At 62.8% G+C, this 16,332-nt stretch carries 15 protein-coding genes; 7 read left to right on the top strand and 8 right to left on the bottom strand.

All coding sequences use genetic code 11. The features are described 5' to 3' along the window. Nucleotides 1-41: 41 nt before the first annotated feature. From B3361_RS02250 to dsbD, 5 genes are all read right to left on the bottom strand, one after another. Nucleotides 42-743: an ATP-binding cassette domain-containing protein gene (locus tag B3361_RS02250; RefSeq protein ID WP_054882053.1), complete on the bottom strand. Its 702-nt coding sequence runs from the start codon at nt 741-743 to the stop codon at nt 42-44. Further along, nucleotides 744-1,247: an ABC transporter permease gene (locus B3361_RS02245; protein WP_286920059.1), complete on the bottom strand. Its 504-nt coding sequence runs from the start codon at nt 1,245-1,247 to the stop codon at nt 744-746. It lies immediately after the preceding gene. 451 nt (nt 1,248-1,698) lie between these two features. Continuing rightward, nucleotides 1,699-2,457, bottom strand: a complete 759-nt coding sequence (gene dsbG / locus B3361_RS02240) for a thiol:disulfide interchange protein DsbG (protein ID WP_009684803.1) — start codon at nt 2,455-2,457, stop codon at nt 1,699-1,701. Between the two features lies 1 nt (nt 2,458). Further along, the gene (locus B3361_RS02235; protein WP_286920058.1) at nt 2,459-3,295 is read right to left on the bottom strand and encodes a TlpA disulfide reductase family protein; all 837 of its coding nucleotides are present in this window, start codon (nt 3,293-3,295) and stop codon (nt 2,459-2,461) included. Then, nucleotides 3,295-5,010 (bottom strand): protein-disulfide reductase DsbD, encoded by a 1,716-nt coding sequence (gene dsbD, locus B3361_RS02230; RefSeq protein ID WP_286920057.1) that lies wholly within the window; start codon nt 5,008-5,010, stop codon nt 3,295-3,297. The genes B3361_RS02235 and dsbD overlap by 1 nt, the downstream gene beginning before the upstream one ends. Before the next feature lie 334 nt (nt 5,011-5,344). Here dsbD and B3361_RS02225 point away from each other — a divergent pair, with 334 nt between their 5' ends. The 5 genes from B3361_RS02225 to B3361_RS02205 are packed head-to-tail and all read left to right on the top strand — an operon-like array spanning nt 5,345 to nt 11,469. Then, nucleotides 5,345-8,176, top strand: coding sequence for a xanthine dehydrogenase family protein molybdopterin-binding subunit (locus B3361_RS02225; RefSeq protein WP_054881183.1), 2,832 nt, complete (start codon nt 5,345-5,347; stop codon nt 8,174-8,176). Further along, entirely contained in the window at nt 8,169-8,705 is a 537-nt protein-coding gene (locus tag B3361_RS02220; protein ID WP_029887985.1) for a (2Fe-2S)-binding protein, read from the top strand. The genes B3361_RS02225 and B3361_RS02220 overlap by 8 nt, the downstream gene beginning before the upstream one ends. 2 nt (nt 8,706-8,707) lie before the next feature. After that, the gene (locus B3361_RS02215; protein ID WP_054905382.1) at nt 8,708-9,919 is read left to right on the top strand and encodes a cytochrome c; all 1,212 of its coding nucleotides are present in this window, start codon (nt 8,708-8,710) and stop codon (nt 9,917-9,919) included. Nucleotides 9,920-9,922: 3 nt separating this feature from the next. Then, the gene (locus B3361_RS02210) at nt 9,923-10,894 is read left to right on the top strand and encodes an XdhC family protein (protein WP_054905381.1); all 972 of its coding nucleotides are present in this window, start codon (nt 9,923-9,925) and stop codon (nt 10,892-10,894) included. Continuing rightward, the gene (locus B3361_RS02205) at nt 10,891-11,469 is read left to right on the top strand and encodes a nucleotidyltransferase family protein (protein ID WP_054905380.1); all 579 of its coding nucleotides are present in this window, start codon (nt 10,891-10,893) and stop codon (nt 11,467-11,469) included. The genes B3361_RS02210 and B3361_RS02205 overlap by 4 nt, the downstream gene beginning before the upstream one ends. Here B3361_RS02205 and B3361_RS02200 read toward each other — a convergent pair. Genes B3361_RS02200 through B3361_RS02190 form a run of 3 tightly spaced genes read right to left on the bottom strand, consistent with a single transcriptional unit; the run spans nt 11,466 to nt 14,089 of the window. Further along, complete coding sequence (locus B3361_RS02200) at nt 11,466-12,092, bottom strand: GAD-like domain-containing protein (RefSeq protein WP_054881180.1); 627 nt, start codon at nt 12,090-12,092, stop codon at nt 11,466-11,468. The two genes, B3361_RS02205 and B3361_RS02200, sit on opposite strands and share 4 nt — an antisense overlap. Nucleotides 12,093-12,115: 23 nt before the next feature. Continuing rightward, nucleotides 12,116-12,727 carry a GAD-like domain-containing protein gene (locus tag B3361_RS02195; protein ID WP_054881179.1) on the bottom strand — a complete coding sequence of 204 codons (612 nt, stop codon included), beginning with the start codon at nt 12,725-12,727 and terminating at the stop codon, nt 12,116-12,118. A gap of 18 nt (nt 12,728-12,745) precedes the next feature. Further along, a complete protein-coding gene (locus B3361_RS02190) occupies nt 12,746-14,089 on the bottom strand; it encodes a DUF6861 domain-containing protein (protein WP_286920056.1) in 1,344 nt (447 codons plus the stop codon). A gap of 210 nt (nt 14,090-14,299) precedes the next feature. On the opposite strand from B3361_RS02190, the gene B3361_RS02185 reads away from it, so the two are divergent. Then, nucleotides 14,300-14,983, top strand: coding sequence for a response regulator (locus B3361_RS02185; protein ID WP_009684795.1), 684 nt, complete (start codon nt 14,300-14,302; stop codon nt 14,981-14,983). Continuing rightward, nucleotides 14,980-16,302, top strand: a complete 1,323-nt coding sequence (locus B3361_RS02180) for an ATP-binding protein (protein ID WP_009684794.1) — start codon at nt 14,980-14,982, stop codon at nt 16,300-16,302. The genes B3361_RS02185 and B3361_RS02180 overlap by 4 nt, the downstream gene beginning before the upstream one ends. Nucleotides 16,303-16,332 lie beyond the last annotated feature (30 nt).

Below are 16,332 nucleotides of genomic sequence, written 5' to 3'. Positions count from 1 at the left end.
TCTGGCGGCGGGGGTAGGCCATGCAAACAAGATGACTGCATTTACATCGCAGCGTTGATGAAAGCTTCATCATAGGACTTTGCGCTGTAGCGGGTCAGAAACGCTTCACCATTCCCGAACGGCTCGATGCGCTGGTGTGCAAGCATGTAGAACCGGTGGCAGTTCATTACGATTTCTTCGGTGTAGTGAGACGATACCAACACGCTGGCCCCATCTGCACACGCGTTCTTTATGCCCAGCCAGATGTAGTGTCGAAACTCAGGGTCTATGCCGGCGGTCGGTTCGTCGAGGATGATCAGGTCACCACCCATGAGCAGTAGTGTGAGGGTGATGAAACTGCGGATTTCGCCGTAGCTGCAGGTCGATGCCTTTTTCTCAGAGAGGTTGGCGTAGCGCTTTGACAACGCAGGCGACCACTGGCAGAGGCGCGCAAGGGCCTGATGGTGACTGGGTGCCGATGTTGAATTCAACTGGGTGATCAGTTCATAGGCCTCGCCCATTTTCAGCAGCGGCGGTGGCGTTAGTACTTGCGTCAGGTAAAGCTGGCACTTGGAAACGTTGATGATATTGCCTTGGCTAGGCCTTCTGACATTGCATATCAAATCGAAAAGTGTCGTTTTGCCCGCGCCGTTGCATCCCAGTATTCCGACTGCCTCACCTTCGCTTAGGCTCAGCGAGATGTTCTGGAGAAGCGGCGTGTCGGGGTGGGAAAAGCTGAGTTTGTCGAGCGTCAGAAGATTCATTCAATATCGATTCCAGATGGGTTGGATTCTGAATAACTTCGCTGTGACATAAAACCCTATTGCTGAGGCAGCAACGGCTGCAGAGAAGCTCACGCTGAGTGATAGCTGCCCATTGATGATGTTTGCGCTCAAGTAAAGCGGATTGATCGCGCCGAGCCAGTGCGAGGTGTTGGAAGGTGCGCTACCCAGGTAACCAGAAAAGAGCATGAGAAACGAAAGGAATGAAAATACCGTGCCGGCGGTACTGAACCTGATCGGCAGCGCAGCAATGGCCAGGCCTATGCAGGAAAATAGTAAATAGCTTGTGTAGAAAGCCGTTGTGAGATGCAGGAATTCTGGCAGCGAGTAGGGGCCGTACAGTGGTTTGGTGATGATGTAGAAGGCGCTTGAATACAGCAGGCTGATCACGCTATAGCTGAGGGCATGTGACGTCAGGAACAGCGTGATGGCCTCCCGTCGGTAGATGAATGAACGGACAAAACCGCTCTCCCGTCTGCCAATCAAGTAGAAGCTCAGGCCGAAAAAGGCGACGTTTGCGGAGATGTAGGCGTAAAACCAGGCCGCGGAGTGCGTATAACTGGAAGCTGACAGGCCCGTAAATGAAGCGTTCTGCTGTCAGGATTGAGGGGTGTCAAGTTTTCCGCTGAATATTCAGTTTCTAGGAGTAGGTGCGTTTGTTGGGGTGGTGATGCTTGTTGTGAGGGCCGTCTGAAGGATGTCTCTGAAAATTAATTGATTAGTGGTATTGGGCGGGGCTTTTCAGTTTTTGGTGTGGGCCGTTTCCTACTGGCTTGTAAGGCGTATAGGAATTTTTATTATGAATACTCTATTTGTGATGAGCGGTATCGATAGTTCTGGTGCGCAATTAAGTGTTACAAGGTATAACTTTTCTGCCGAATTCTAGAGCGAGCACCGTGCGGGCGGCGCTCGCTATTTGCAGCACTCACCTCAGGCGCTAGCGCTTGCCAAGAATCTTCCCAAGCATCTCCGGCCGTGGTGCGCCTTGCTGGCTCTGCAGCTGACCCTGGTCATCCTGGTAGAAAATCGCTGGGGTGGCCTGCAACCCCATCTCTTCCATCAACGCCATGTTTGCCGCCAGCTTTTGCTGAACCGCCGGCGGCACCTGCTTCAGCGCTGTCAGGGTGCTGGCCTTGCCGGCCTTCTCATGCGCGTGCAAAGCCTTGGCCGGGTCTTGTGCCGCCAGCAGGGCGGCCGACTTGCCTGGGCTGTCTTCGCGGATGATGCCGACCATGATGTGGCGCAACTGCACCTTGCCCGACTCGACCCAAGGCCGTGCCTGTTCCCAGAACATGTTGCAGTACGGGCAGTTGGGGTCGCTGAACAGGTACACCTTGCGCGGTGCATCGTCCCTGCCATCGGCGATCCACGCGGTTTTTTCCATCTTCGCCCAGATTTCCTTGCTCATCGGCGCATACACCAGCTTTTCCAGCGGCTCTGCGCTCAGGTCCTTGCCCTGTTCGTCGAACAGGTTGCCGACCAGTACGTGCTTGCCGTCGGGCGTCAGGTACAGGGCCAGGGCGTTGTTCTGGTACTCGGCGGCGTAACCGCGCAGGCCGTTGGGGGCGTCGAAGCTGCCTTTGATCACGGCACCCTTGGCTTGCAGTTGCTGAACCGCCTTGGGCAGCTCTTCGGCCTGCAAGGCGGGGGCGGCCAGCAGGGCCAGGGACAGGGGCAGCAGTGCAGTCAATCGCATTTCAGTTTCCTTGTGCGGCAGGGGCGGGCGCAGCGGCCCGCTCGAAAGGTTCCAGGGCGTGGCGCAGGCTGGCCCGGGACAACTCGCCCAGGTGGCTACCGACCAGCCGCCCCTGGGCGTCATAGAACAGCGTGGTGGGCAGGGCCATCGAACCGACGCGTTGGGCCAGCAGGCCGGTGCCGTCGAACAGCACGTGGGTCAGGCTCAGGCCGGTGGTGGCGAGGAAGGTGCTGACGTTTTCCGGGGTTTCGCCCTGGTTGACGAACAGGAAGGTCACGTTCGGGTATTCGCTCTGCGCCTGCTGCAGCACCGGCATTTCGCGCCGGCAGGGTGGGCACCAGGTGGCCCAGAGGTTGATCACCAGCGGTGTACCGCGGTAGCTGTGCAGCGCCACGGGCTGGCCGCCGGCATTGCGCAGGTTCAGTTCGGGGAGTTCGGTGCCCTTGCTGTACAAGTGCCCGCCAAAGCTGGCCAGGCCCCAGAACAGCGCGCCGCTGAACAGCGCCCAGCCGAGCGGGCGGCGCAGGCCTGGGTGGCGCCAGCCCTGCCACAGGGCACCGCCCACGATACCCGCCAGGCCCGACCAGAACAGAAAGCCGCCATCACGGATGTCGATGATTTGCAGCGGATCGTCCCGGTACATCGGCCAGTACGCCAGCAAGAACCCCGCCCGCGCGCTGAGCAAGCCAAGCAGAAACAGGTTGAACAGCGCCGACTCCGGGCTTTCACCGCCGCGCCGTGCGACCCACCAGCCGACCACGCTGGCGATCACCAGCGCGGTGAGCATGAGCAGGTGGTTCAGGGCCATGGTCAGCGGCCCCAGGGTCACGGTGAGCATCAGCCTTGGCTCCTGGTCTGGGCCCAGTGTTGCTGGAACGCGGCGGCGTCCACTTCACCGGTGATGCGCCGCGCGCGGCGCTCTTCGCCTTCTGGGCCGATCCAGATAATGCTGGGCGGGCCCGGTACCTGGTAGCGTTGTAGCAGCGCTTTGCTGGCGGGGCTGTCGGCGGTCACGTCCAGCCGCAGCAGGTGCACGCCGGCCAGCCCGGCCTGCACGTCGCTGCGGCTGAACACTTGATTTTCCATCACTTTGCACGACACGCACCAGTCGGCGTAGTAGTCGAGCATGACCCACTGCCCGCGAGACTTGGCGGCATCGAGTTCGCGTTGCAGGTCTTCTGGGCGGCTGAGGGTGACGAAGCTATCCTCGGCGTGCGCAGCAGTGGCTGGCGCGGCTGCCCCCCCGGCGAATGGGCGCAGGGGTTGCCAGAGGTCGTCGCCGCCGGCTGCCGCGCCGACCAACAGCAAGCCCCCCCACAGCGCCCCCAGCAGCGGCACTGCGCGCAGTGCCGGCAACCGCTGCAGGGCCGGCCAGGCTGCCCAGGCCAGGGCGACCAGCCAGGCACCGGCAAGGGCCAGCAGCAGGCTGGCCGGCAGCAGGCTGCGCACGGTGTACAGCGCCATGGCCAGGAACACGAAGCCGAATACCGCCTTTACCCGGTCCATCCAGGCGCCCGGGCGTGGCAGGTAGCGGTTGCCCAGGGTGACCAGCAACAGCAGCGGCACGCCCATGCCCAGGCCAAGGGCAAACAGCACCAGCGCGCCTTGCAGCACATCGCCGCTTTGCGCGATGTACAGCAGCGCCCCGGCCAGAGGCGCGGTCATGCAGGGGCCCAGCAGCAAACCGGACAACGCGCCCAGTAAGGCCGCACCATACAGGTTGCCGCCGCGGGTGCCTCGCCCGGCCCGGTCGAGACGATCACGCAGGGCGGCGGGCAACTGCAGTTCGAAGGCGCCGAACATCGGCAGGGCGAGGATGATGAACAGCCCCGCCAGGCTGCCCAGCAGCCAGGGTTGTTGCAGCCAGGCTTGCAGGCTGGCGCCTAGCAGCGCGGCGACCACGCCCAGGGCGGCGTAGACCAGGGCCATGCTCAGTACGTAGACCCCGGCCAGCAGCCAACCGCGGCGGGCGCTGGCACCGTTGCCCAACACCAGCCCGGCGAGAATCGGCAGCATCGGCAGCGAGCAGGGGGTAAAGGCCAGCAACAGTCCCAGGCCGAAGAAGGCCAGCAGGCTCCAGGCCAGGTGCCCCTGTTGCAGGCCGCTGGCCAGGGCCTGGTCGCTGGCTTGTTCGGCGGCCGGCGCTACGCTGCCGCCCAGGTCGATGCTGGTGGTCTGTGGCGGGTAGCACAGGCCGGCGTCGGCGCAGCCCTGCCAGCCCAGGCGCAACTGGCCATGGGCGTTGGCCGGCAGCAGCAGCTCGAGCTGGTCACGGTACACCGCGCTGTCGCCGAAGAACTCGTCATGGTGGTTGAGTGCCGGCGGCAATTGCGGCTGTTGATCGCTCGGCAGGCCATCGAATTTGAGGCGCTTCTGATACAGGTAGTAGCCCGGCTTGATCTGGAAGTACAGGCGCATCTGGCCGTCGGCCTGGCGGTCGTGGGTCAGTACGAAGGCCTGCTCGACCGGCAGGAAATCGGGTTTGACGTCGAACGGGTTGGCTTGCAGGGGGCCAGCCAGTAGCAGTGTCAGGAAGAGCAGGAGAACGCGCATGTCTTCGCCTTGGCAGAACGGGGAATGGGGCCATGCTGGCTGGGGTTGATTAAATGAAGGTTAACGGCGGTTTTGAAGGGGGTGTGAGGGTTTTCGGTGCTTGACGGGGGATTTGCAGCGCCTGTGAGATCGAGCGCCGAATCTCCAAAGGCGAACACCTATCAGCCCAAGCACGGATCCTCCGCTTAAAACCCGACACACCGCGACATATTGTCGGCTTGACTTTGCCTGTCCTCGCTAAATTGCTGTAAAGTTGACGTTCAGGTCAGCTTTCTTCAAGCCAGGCCCAGAATCAGAAGAAAGGGCAGACCCTCGACTGCCCAGAGGATCAAGCATGTCCAACCGTGATATTTCCAGGCGCGCCTTCCTGCAAGGCGGCCTGGTCGCTGGTGTCGGTGTGACCATGGCGCCACTTGGCAGCCAGGCATTCGCCGCGCTGATGGAGGAACGCGTCACCGCTTCGCCGCAGAAGTGGATGAACCATGACGGCAAGGCGCGTTTCCGTAACGATGCGTTGTCCAAGGTCTGCGGCGACAAGGTGTTCGCCCGCGACATCCGTGCCAAGGACATGCCAGGCTGGCCGGTGCAGCAGGGCCATGCCTTGCTGCTCAAGGCCACCAAGGCTGACCGCATCTATGCCGGGCATGACCTGAGCCTGCTGGGGGCAGACCTGCAACCAGACCGTGTCGTCACCGCCGCCGACCTGGAACAGGACGGCATCGCCTGGCCCGAAGCGCACTCGCCCGACCCACTGCTGCCGCCCGGCCAAGTACCGATGTTCATCGGCCACCCCGTGGCAATCCTGATCTGGCACGATTTCGAGCGTTTCCGCCAGGCCAAGCGCAAGCTGCAGTTCAACGACCAGGCGATCCGCTACGGCGCCCAGGCCCCGCTGTACCAGCGTGACCCGTATGGCAGCTTCCGCTTCGTGCGGGTGGGCGGCGCCACGCCGTTCGACGACGATGAGTTCTCCAGCCTGAAGAATTCCATGCTGTTCCCCACCATCCTCAACCGCAAGCCGGTGTGGTCGAAACAGCCCAACCAGCATGGTGACCTGACCGAGCAGGGGCTGTTCTACGCCAACCGTATGGCCGAACAGCTGGACAACCCGCCCGAGGACTGGCTGGTGTTCGACGAGCGCTACAAGACGCCGTCCATCGAACCTGCCGCGCTGGAGCCGGACAACGGCAACGGCTGGTACGACCGGGCCAGCGGCACGCTGCACTTCGTGGTTGCCACCCAGTGCCCGTTCGAAGTGGCGCAGGAATGCGTGCACATGATCAAGCCGTCGCGGTTTGCCCTGAACACCCTGAACATGCACCCCGGCTACACCGTGGGCTACGGCTCCAAGGACAACAACATCTTCGTCTTCTACGCTGCCGTGGCTGCGCTGTACGGCGACGGGGTACCGGTCCGCCTGGCCAATGACCGCTACGAGCAGTTCCAGAGCGGCATCAAGCGCCATGCCTTCGATATCCGCTACCAACTGGCGGTGGACAAGAAAGACAACAGCTTCAAGATTTTCCGCGCCGACATGAGCTGCGACGGTGGCGGGCGCATCAACTACAGCCCGTCGGTGGCCGCAGTGGGTGCGACCGCAGCGCAGTCGATCTATTACATGCCGCAGAACGACCTGTCGGTGACTGCCTATTACTCGCGTGGCGTGGAGGCGGGTTCCATGCGCGGCTATGGCACCCTGCAGAGCATGGCGGCGACTGAAATGATGGTCGATGAAATCGCCGGCCGCCTGGGCGTGGATGCCATCGACCTGCGCCGTGCCAACGCGCTGAAGTCGGGCATGAAGAACACCCAGGGGGCGGTGCCGGCCGGCGCCCTGCGCCTGTACGAAATTCTCGACAAGGCCGCCGTGCACGACTGGTGGCGCAACCGTGACGCACGCAAGCAGCAGATGGATGCCAAGGACCAGGATCACTGGTACGGCGTGGGTTTCGCCATCTGCCAGAAAGACTTCGGGACTGGCGCGGAAGCGCCGATGGCCAGCGTCGAGTTCAGCCGCGACGGGCGCATCAGCCTGCGCCACATCGGTACCGAACTGGGCACTGGCATGTCCACTTCGCAGGCCCTGGTGGTCAGCGACTTCCTTGGCCGTTCGGCCGATGAGGTGCGCACTGCCGTTACCGAGTGGCCAGAGCTGCAGCTGACCACCAGCGGCAACCCGTACCTGATCAGCCAGCCCGAACAGGACGCTGCCCTGCGTAACCCGCGCTGGGTGGGCAAGCTGGCGTCGCCATCGTCGGCGACCAACTCGGCGTTCTATTTCAGCCACGCTACCCGCGAAGCTGCACGGGTACTGTTCAACCACGGCCTGTGGCCGGCGGCCATGGCCATCTGGCGCCAGGGGCCTTACGGCGGGCAGGCCAACCCGCTGGTGGTGCGCCGCGAGAACGCTGTGTGGGTCAACGGTGAGCTGACCGGCAACGGCCTGGCTCCGATCCCGTTCGCCCAACTGGCGCAAAAGGCCCATGACATGGGCCTGGTCACCGGTGTGAGCGTCCACGGCTTCAACCGCTGGAGCTGGGCCGAAGCCGACTTCGTCATCGACGGTGTGCGCGAGCGCTTCCCGCTCGACGCCGTGGCCGTGAAATACGGCGACGGCGCGGTCAACGCCAAGAAAGCGCAGATGAGCAGCCACGGTTATCACCTGCTCGACCGGCAGAACGCGGCGTACCCCGATACCCAGCTGAACAACGCCATGGTCACCTACTACAGCCCGGTGGCGACCATTGTCGAAGTCAAGGTCAACAAGGGCACCCACGAAGTGCAAGTGCTCAACCACCACAGCTGGGTCGAGTGCGGCCGGGCGCTGGTGCCGGAGCTGGTCAAAGGCCAGCTCGAAGGTGGCATTGCCATGGGTATCGGGCACGCCCTGACCGAAGAAATGCCAATGTACGAGGGCGGGCCCGGGGAGGGCGACTGGAACTTCAACCGCTACCGCCTGCCGCATGCGCGCGATGTGGCGGTGTGGCAGCAGACCAGCGAAATTCTGCCGCCGCTGTCACCCACCGACCCGTCCAAGGGCATTGCCGAAGTGGTGATGATCCCGGTCGTCGGTGCCATCGGCAATGCCGTCGCGCATGCCATTGGCAAGCGCGTGCGCGATCTGCCCATTACCCCAGCCCGTATCAAGGAGGCCCTCAATGGCTAACCGCCCACTGCAACTGACCCTCAACGGTCAACCGGTCGGCCCGGTCGAGGTCCCCGACGACCTGGCGATGCTCGACTACCTGCACGAACACCAGAACCTCACCGGTTCGCGCCTGGGCTGCGGCCAGGGCATCTGCCACGCCTGCGTGGTGATCGTGGACAACCCGGACGGCACCTGCGAAGAAGTGCGCACCTGCATCACCGGTGCCCACTACTTTGCAGGCAAGAAAGTGCGCACCATCGAAGGCCATGCCAGCAAGGACGAGGCCGGCAACCTGACGCTGAACCCGATCCAGCAGAAGTTCGTCGACCTGTTCGCCTTCCAGTGCAGTTACTGCGCACCAGGCTTCGTCAACGCCGCTACCGTGCTGGTGGAAACCGCCCAGCGCCAGCCGCTGAACAAGAGCGAAGTGCAAGACCGCATCGAGGCCAGCCTCGGGCACCACATCTGCCGGTGCACTGGCTACGTGCGTTACTACGACGCCACCCGCCAGGTGCTCAACGACCTCGGCCTGGTCAAGGAGGGTTGAACATGGGCTTCGTACGTAGCGCATTGGCGCTGGCGTTGGGTGTTGCCGTCAGTTCGGCGGCCCTGGCCGCCGATGAAGCGCAGGTCAAGCGCGGTGAATACCTGGCCCGCGCCGCCGACTGCATGGCCTGCCACACCGCCGAAGGTGGCGCACCGTATGCCGGCGGCCTGCCGATCCATTCGCCGTTCGGCACCATCTACGGCAGCAACATCACCCCGGACAAGCAGTACGGCATCGGCAACTACAGCGCCGACGAGTTCTTTGCAGCAGTCACGCAGGGCAAGCGCAAGGATGGTGCCAACCTTTATCCCGCGATGCCTTACACCTCGTACCACCTGATCAAGCGCGAAGACTCGGACGCGATTCTTGCCTACCTGAAAACCGTACCGCCGATCAACCGCCCGGCCCCGCAGACGGCGCTGCGCTTCCCGTTCAACGTGCGCATGGGCCTGAGCGGCTGGAACCTGTTGTATGGCAAGAGCGTGCAGCTGCAGCCAGCCGAGGGCAAAAGCCCGGCCTGGCAGCGTGGCCAGTACCTGGTCGAAGTCATGGGCCACTGTGGCGAGTGCCACACCCCACGCAATGCGATCGGTGCACTGCAGCAGGACCAGCGCCTGAGCGGCGGCCTGCTGGCGGGTTACCTGGCGCCCAGCCTGCTGGCGCAAGACCTGGCTGAGCGGGGCTGGACCCAGCCAGACTTGACCACCTTCCTCAAGCACGGCATCAGCGCCCAGGGCAGTATGTTCAACGAGATGTTCCCGGTGGTGCACCACAGCACCCAGCACCTGGAGGACGCCGACCTGGCGGCCATGGCCACCTACCTGCTGGGCGACCAGCCGCCCGCTGCCAAGGTCATCCAGCCGGTTGCCCTGGCGCAGATGAGCGACAGTGCCCAGCGCGGCCACCAGCAGTACCTGAACGTTTGCGCCGGCTGCCATGGGGTCGACGGCGAGGGCAAGCCACACGTCGCCGTGGCCATGCAGGGCAATACCGTGCTGCGCCAGGCCGACTCGCGCAACCTGGTCAAGGTCATCCTCGAAGGCATCCGCGAACAACAGTTCACCGGCTTCGAGCGCATGCAGCCGATGCCGGGCTTTGCCGATAAGCTCGATGACCGGCAGGTGACGGACATGGTCAACTACCTGCGCCAGGCCTGGGGTGGATTGCCCGGTGACCTGAAGGTCCAGCAGCTCGCCGAGCTGCAGGCGGAGTAACCGGTGCAGCATCTCGATCTTCAGGTGATACGCCAGGCCTTGCAGTGGTCGTGCAGCGGTCAGCGGGTGTGGTTGTGCACGGTACTCGCCACCTACGGTTCGGCGCCGCGTGCACCGGGGTCGCTGCTGGCGGTCAACGCCAGCGGCCAGTGGCTGGGGTCGTTGTCTGGCGGCTGCGTAGAGGACGACTTCCTGCACCGTGTGGCCTTGGGCGAGTTCGCCGAGCCGGTCACCCTTGTGCGTTACGGCGATGGCAGCGACCCCCGCTCGGGCATTCGCCTGCCGTGCGGCGGGGTGCTGGAAGTGCTGGTGGAAAACCTGGCGGCCGAGTGCGACGTGCAGGCCCACCTGCGCGAGTTGCAAAGCGCATTGCTGGGGCAGCGCCGGTTGTTGCGTGAAGTGCGCCTGCCCGACGGCAACCGCCAGTTGGTGCCTGACACCAGCCAGGGGCCGCGGGTGCAGCGTGAGCCCACCTGTGTACGGCTGCGCGTCGGCGCCGCCCAGCGCCTGCTGCTGGCGGGCTATTCCAGCGTGGCGCACTGTTGCGCCGAGTTCGGCAAAGGCCTGGGCTTCGAAGTGATTCTCTGCGAGCCACGTGATGAAGTGCTCGACGGCGTGCACCTGGACGGCATCGAGCTACGCCGCGAGCTGCCGTCGGAATTTATCGCCAATGGCGGTTGCCATGCCGACACGGCGGTGGTTGCATTGACCCATGATCCGAAAATCGATGACCTGGCCATGCTTGAAGCGGTGCGTACCGAAGCGTTCTACATCGGCGTGATGGGCTCGAAGGCCACCTCTGACAAGCGTCGCGAGCGCTTGCAGCGCATCGGTGGCCTCAGTAGCGACCAGTTGGCGCGTATCCATGCGCCGATCGGCCTCAACCTGGGTAGCAAGACCCCGGCGGAAATCGCCCTGGCGGTGCTGGCCGATATCTTGCGCCTGCGCAACGGCATTGGGCGGGCGGCACTATGAGTGTGGTGGCGTTGGTGTTGGCGGCTGGCAGCAGCTTACGCTTCGGCGGTGACAAGCGCCGGGCGCTGATGGCGGATGGTCGCAGCCTGCTGGTGCACAGTGTCGAACGTGCCTGCGCGGTGTTTGAGGAGGTGCGGGTGGTGTTGCGCGCCGGCGAACGGGCAGAGGCGCTGGGTTTGCCATCGGCGTGCCGGGTCATTTCCAGTGTCGATTGCGCACGGGGCATGGGCCATAGCCTGGCGGCCGGCGCCGCCTCGCTGGCAGATTGCGAGGCGCGGGCGGTAGCGGTTGTGTTGGGCGACATGCCCTGGGTGGCGCCCGCCACGCTTGGCTTGCTTGCACGCCAGGCCAGTGCGTCAACGATAGTCCTGCCTTGGCATGCCGGGCGGCAGGGCCATCCGGTGTTGTTCGGCCGTGATTTCTGGCCGGCGCTTGTCCGGTTGCAGGGTGATGAAGGGGCGCGATCGGTAGTGAAGGCTCACCCAGAAAGTTGCGTCAGGGTGCACGTGCAGGACGTCGGCGTGCTTCAGGATGTCGACAGGCCGGAGGCATTGAACCCGCACGTCAGGGCCTAATCCTCCCCTTCGTCAGCCCATTCATAGGGTTGCAGTTCGCTCAATTGGGAGAGCAGCAGCAGATGCTCCACCACCTTGAGCTTTTCAAGCCGCTCAAGGCTGTCTGACCCTCCCAGCATCAAGGCGGGGACAAAGCCATACATTTCATCTACGCCCAAGGTGCCGAGCCGTTCCCTGGCAGGTTCGAACAGGTCGTCGAAATAGATGCATTCGGTCATTAGCCACATGAGCAAACCATGGATCTTGTTGTCGCGTTCTTCGTCTCCTGAACTGTGAGCGCCATCGAGGTAGCGGGAATGGTAGGCCGCGATGGTCAGCACCGAGCCGGTTTTCTCACCCCATAGGTACAGGTCGCCAAAAGCGCTGCGGGCGATGAGGTGATAAGTGTCGCATGCTTCGAAGTGCGTACCTGCCAACCAAGAGGCCACTACCTCCTGGTATTCCTGGGGATTTACCAGCCAGAACAAGCCGCCGCCGTAGCCGCACCAGCCGTGGTCTTGCCAGTATTCAAGGAGGCGGTTCGGGAGTTTGCCTCTGTAATGATCGATGGCGGCAGGTGGCACGGGCTGCTGGCCGATGGGGGCGCCGAAGGTTTCCAGGAAAATGCTGAAGACTACGTCCATGGTTTCGAGTCCCTTTTGGGTTTTTAGAAGTCGGAGAAGCGGTAGGGCTCAAGTGCAGTTAGCTTTGAGAGCATTATTAAATGTTCCAGGGTGTTTACTTTTTCGATTCGCTCTAAACTCGCTTTCCCACCAAAGGCAAGTGCGGGGTTGAATCCATACATTTCATTGTGATTGAGTATGCCAAGTTTTTTCCTTGCTGCTTCGAATAACCCTTCGAAATCATTGCTGTCCTTTTTTGTCTGTAGGAAGAATGATTGCACATGTCTGTCGATGTTAGAGGTGCGGCGGTTGTTGCCGCAGTAATGTGAGATATGGCTGGCAATGCTCAGTGAAAAGCCTGTTCTTTCACCGTACAAGTATAGATCGCCGAATGCCCCACGCGCGATTACGTGATAGTTGTCATGCGCGGCCAAGGGCGTGCCATTGATCCAATACGCAACGACACCCTCATACTCTTGAGGGTCGACCGTCCAAAAAATGCCGTCACCGTATCCGCACCACCCGTATTTTGCCCAATATTCCATCAATTTTTCTGGTAGTTTTCCCCTGTAGCGTTCGATGGCCGAGGCAGGTACCTCCTGCCTGAGAATAGGTTGTCCAATTTTTTCGATGAAGGAGGCGTAGACGTCATCCATTATGAGGTCCCTATCAATCTAGCATTTGTGTAATTTGATGTTCATGAAGGAAGCACCGCTGCCCGATTTCAATGTTTGTTCGGCAGCTGTCTGCATACTCTTGATCTTGCTTTTCCACTGGGGGCCTATGGTGGAGTTGACTTGCCTGTCCCCGAAATCGTCAATGGCATCTTTGCCTCCGGCGGTCAAATCAGGGTTGTGCAAGGCTGCAAGCGTTGCCATGGTCTCCTTAGCTAATCTTGCAGCCATCCTTTGGGCCTCAAATAGACTCATCTCGTCCGGCAAATCATCCAGTATCCGCTGCTCCAACTTGTCTTGCATCTTCTTGCGAGCTTTGCGTGCCAAAATTGGGTTTCGCTTTACGGGATTGGCGACATTTTCCAAAAACTCTTTAACCGTCAGTCGATTCAACCCCTCCTGCTGCCCCTTCAATTGCCGTTCAAACTCGCCATGCTTCGATGCTGGCAATTTGTCCGCCTTGAAACACGCCACGGTGTGCAATGGCATGCTAGCGGGCTTGACTGTCGAGGGCTCATGTTCTTTTCCCGCCTGCCGGTTCGGCTGAACTGGCTGCGGCTCATTCCCCGCACCCTTGCGCCGTTCCGGCACTTGCAGATCTGGCCGTTTCTTCAACCCTTCCTCATGCTTGAGCATCCATTGCCCAAGGCGCGCGCCTTTGCTGCTGGCGGCCATTTCCTGCGCGAGCACCCGTGCGTCACCGCGACCGCGGGTAAGGTACGAGACGATCGCCCCCAACAGCAGCACCACTACTTCCACGTGGCCCAAGGCGATGTGATGGGCAGCCCTGGAAATCGCCTGCGGATCATCGCCCCCAAAGGGGTTGTAGCTATCGTCCCGCGTGCCCTCCCAGGCTATGCGAATGCCATCGAGGTAGTACTCGCCGATGCGGGGCAGGCCTTCAATGAAGAACTCGGCGATGGAGGCAAGCCCCAGTACGCCAAGTATCCAGCCGCTGACCTTGAGGCCCATCGCCGCGCCAGCGCCGGCCAAGGGAATGGCCCCTGCACCTGCGCCAAATGCCCCGATGCCAGCGCCAATGGCGCCGCCGGTGAGGGTGCTGCCGACGACGATCATCGCCATCTCCCTCACCACCTTGAGCAGTTCGTTGAGGATGCTGGCGATTTCCAGGTCGGCAAAGCGTTGGTGCAGGATACTGCCGGCCTGCCACTCGGCCTGGTTGAAGGCCGACTGGACGGCCCTGACCCGACGTAGGTTGAGGGCCAGTGAGGCCACAGGTTCATTGAGGTAGCTACGAAATTGGGCGCGTCCCTGATAGCCCATTTCATCGGTAACACGTGATTCGATCTCGAACCACGAGGGCACGAGGTAATCCAGGTGCATGAGGTGTCTCCCTGACAGCGTGTGCAGGGGGAAATCCCATCATGGATTCGGTTCGGAAATTCCTGAGTCGGCTGTAGGAAAAGGAGACTTCGTTCAAGGCGGTCGCACGCGCTCAAGCCGCGCTCGCCCAGCCCACCTGCAAAGGTCCATAATCCCCCCTTAATCCCTTCATAGTGCAATGCCAGCCACACCAATGCGGGAGCCCACACCATGCACGTTCTGCTCTGCGAGGACGACGACCTGATCGCTGCCGGCATCTGCGCCGGCCTTACCGCCCAGGGCCTGACCGTCGACCGGGTGGGCAACGCCGCCGCTGCGCGGGCCATGCTGCAGGCGGCGCAGTTCGACGTGATGGTCCTCGACCTGGGCCTGCCCGACGAAGACGGCCTCAAGCTGCTGCGCCGCCTGCGCGAAAAAGGCGAGACCTTGCCGGTACTGGTGCTCACCGCGCGCGACGCCGTCACCGATCGCGTCGATGGCCTGCAGGCCGGTGCCGACGATTACCTGCTCAAGCCCTTCGACCTGCGCGAGCTGGCTGCACGCCTGCACACCCTGCTGCGGCGGGTGGCGGGGCGGGCGGTCAATGTGATCGAGCACGGCCCGCTGCGTTACGACCCCAGCAGTTGCGAGGCGACCCTGGCCGGCCAGCAGGTCGACCTTTCCCGCCGTGAACAGGCGCTGTTGCAGGCCCTGCTGCAAAACCCCGGGCGGGTGTTGTCCAGCGAGCAGTTGAAGGACTGCGTGTATGGCTTCAGTGACGAAGTGGAAAGCAACGCCCTGAACGTGCATATCCACCACCTGCGGCGCAAGCTCGGCAACGGTATCGTCGAGACCGTGCGCGGCCTGGGCTACCGCCTGGGCCCGGCGCAGGCACCGGAAGAGGCCGCACCGTGAGCCTGCGGGTACGCTTGAGCCTGATCCTGGGCAGTGCCTTCATCATCATCTGGGTGCTGGCTGCGGCATGGATGCTGCGCGACCTGCGCCAGCAGATGATGTTTTCCCTCGACCAACGGCTGGTCGCCTCGGCGCGCATGGTCGCCGGGCTGATCGACCAGTTGCCGCAGCCCTTGACGGCCAAGGGCGGCGAGGCGCATTTCTCGGCCGACCAGTTCAGCGTGCCGGACGGCATGGCCTGCCAGGTCAGCTCTCTGCGCGGCGAAATCCTCGCCAGCAACCACAAGCACGATGGGACCATGGATGACGAGCGCAGCGGCTTCCGCGACCAGACCATCGACGGCGCTTCGTGGCGCACCTTCACCTACAACCATGGGGATGTGCGCATCACCACCGCCGACCGGCATATGGAGCGTGAAGCGCTGAACCAGTCGATCCTGCTGGCGGCTTCGGCGCCGGTGCTGATGGCCCTGCTCGGTAGCCTGGGGTTGTTGTGGATCGGCCTGGGCAAGGGCTTGGAACCGCTCAACCGCATGCGCGATGCCTTGCGCCGCAGGCGCGCCGACAGCGTGGAGCCGTTGCAGGTGGCGGGCCTGCCCAGCGAGTTGCAACCGTTGCTGGACACCCAGAACCAGCTGTTCCTGCGCATTGCCCAGACCATCGAACGCGAGCGGCGCCTGACCGACGATGCCGCGCACGAGTTGCGCAGCCCGTTGACCGCAATCAAGACCCACCTGCAGGTGGCGCGCATGACCGATGGCGCCGTGCGCGAGCAGGCACTGGAGCATGCCGAGCAGGGCGCCGACCGCATGCACCGTACCCTTGAGCAACTGCTGATGCTGGCACGGGTGGAGGGCAGCCTTTCGTTCGAGGATGGCGTGCAGTGCAGCGCCGAGCAGGTGGCCCGCCAGGCCGTACAGGATGCCGGTGGGGGTGACAACCGGCGTATCGTGTTGCGCCTGCCTGAAGAGGCCACGCAGATCTACCTGGGCATGCCGGCGCCGCTGGCAGTGGCCGCGCTGCGCAACCTGCTGGACAACGCCCTGCGCCATGGCGGCGAACAGGCAGTGGAGTTGGAGGTGCAGATGGCTGACGGGCAGGTGGGCTTCATGGTGCGTGACCATGGGCCGGGGATTGCCGAGGCGGATCTGGAACACCTTACCGAGCGTTTCTGGCGCAGCGGGCAGAGCGGTGGTTGCGGGCTGGGGTTGGCGATTGTGCAGGCGATCGTGCAGCGGTGTGCCGGTAGCCTCAGGTTCGACAGCAGTAGCGATGGCTTGCGGGTGTGGTTGCAAGTGCCGGCGCGTTCGAGCAGTTGATTTTCACTGCCTGTGCCGGCCCTTTCGCGG

The sequence above is a fragment of the Pseudomonas sp. UBA6699 genome, assembly GCF_002454615.1.
GTDB lineage: Bacteria > Pseudomonadota > Gammaproteobacteria > Pseudomonadales > Pseudomonadaceae > Aquipseudomonas > Aquipseudomonas juntendi.
The sequence above is the reverse complement of the archived record's forward strand: the minus strand, read 5'-3'. Positions and strand labels throughout refer to the sequence as shown.

Bases quoted from the DNA above. Each gene is read 5' to 3' on its own strand.
- B3361_RS02250 (WP_054882053.1), bottom strand. From the start codon at position 743: ATGAATCTTCTGACGCTCGACAAACTCAGCTTTTCCCACCCCGACACG.
- dsbG (WP_009684803.1), bottom strand. From the start codon at position 2,457: ATGCGATTGACTGCACTGCTGCCCCTGTCCCTGGCCCTGCTGGCCGCC.
- B3361_RS02215 (WP_054905382.1), top strand. From the start codon at position 8,708: ATGGGCTTCGTACGTAGCGCATTGGCGCTGGCGTTGGGTGTTGCCGTC.
- B3361_RS02225 (WP_054881183.1), top strand. From the start codon at position 5,345: ATGTCCAACCGTGATATTTCCAGGCGCGCCTTCCTGCAAGGCGGCCTG.
- B3361_RS02235 (WP_286920058.1), bottom strand. From the start codon at position 3,295: ATGCTCACCGTGACCCTGGGGCCGCTGACCATGGCCCTGAACCACCTG.
- B3361_RS02195 (WP_054881179.1), bottom strand. From the start codon at position 12,727: ATGGATGACGTCTACGCCTCCTTCATCGAAAAAATTGGACAACCTATT.
- B3361_RS02200 (WP_054881180.1), bottom strand. From the start codon at position 12,092: ATGGACGTAGTCTTCAGCATTTTCCTGGAAACCTTCGGCGCCCCCATC.
- B3361_RS02220 (WP_029887985.1), top strand. From the start codon at position 8,169: ATGGCTAACCGCCCACTGCAACTGACCCTCAACGGTCAACCGGTCGGC.
- B3361_RS02190 (WP_286920056.1), bottom strand. From the start codon at position 14,089: ATGCACCTGGATTACCTCGTGCCCTCGTGGTTCGAGATCGAATCACGT.
- B3361_RS02185 (WP_009684795.1), top strand. From the start codon at position 14,300: ATGCACGTTCTGCTCTGCGAGGACGACGACCTGATCGCTGCCGGCATC.
- B3361_RS02205 (WP_054905380.1), top strand. From the start codon at position 10,891: ATGAGTGTGGTGGCGTTGGTGTTGGCGGCTGGCAGCAGCTTACGCTTC.
- dsbD (WP_286920057.1), bottom strand. From the start codon at position 5,010: ATGCGCGTTCTCCTGCTCTTCCTGACACTGCTACTGGCTGGCCCCCTG.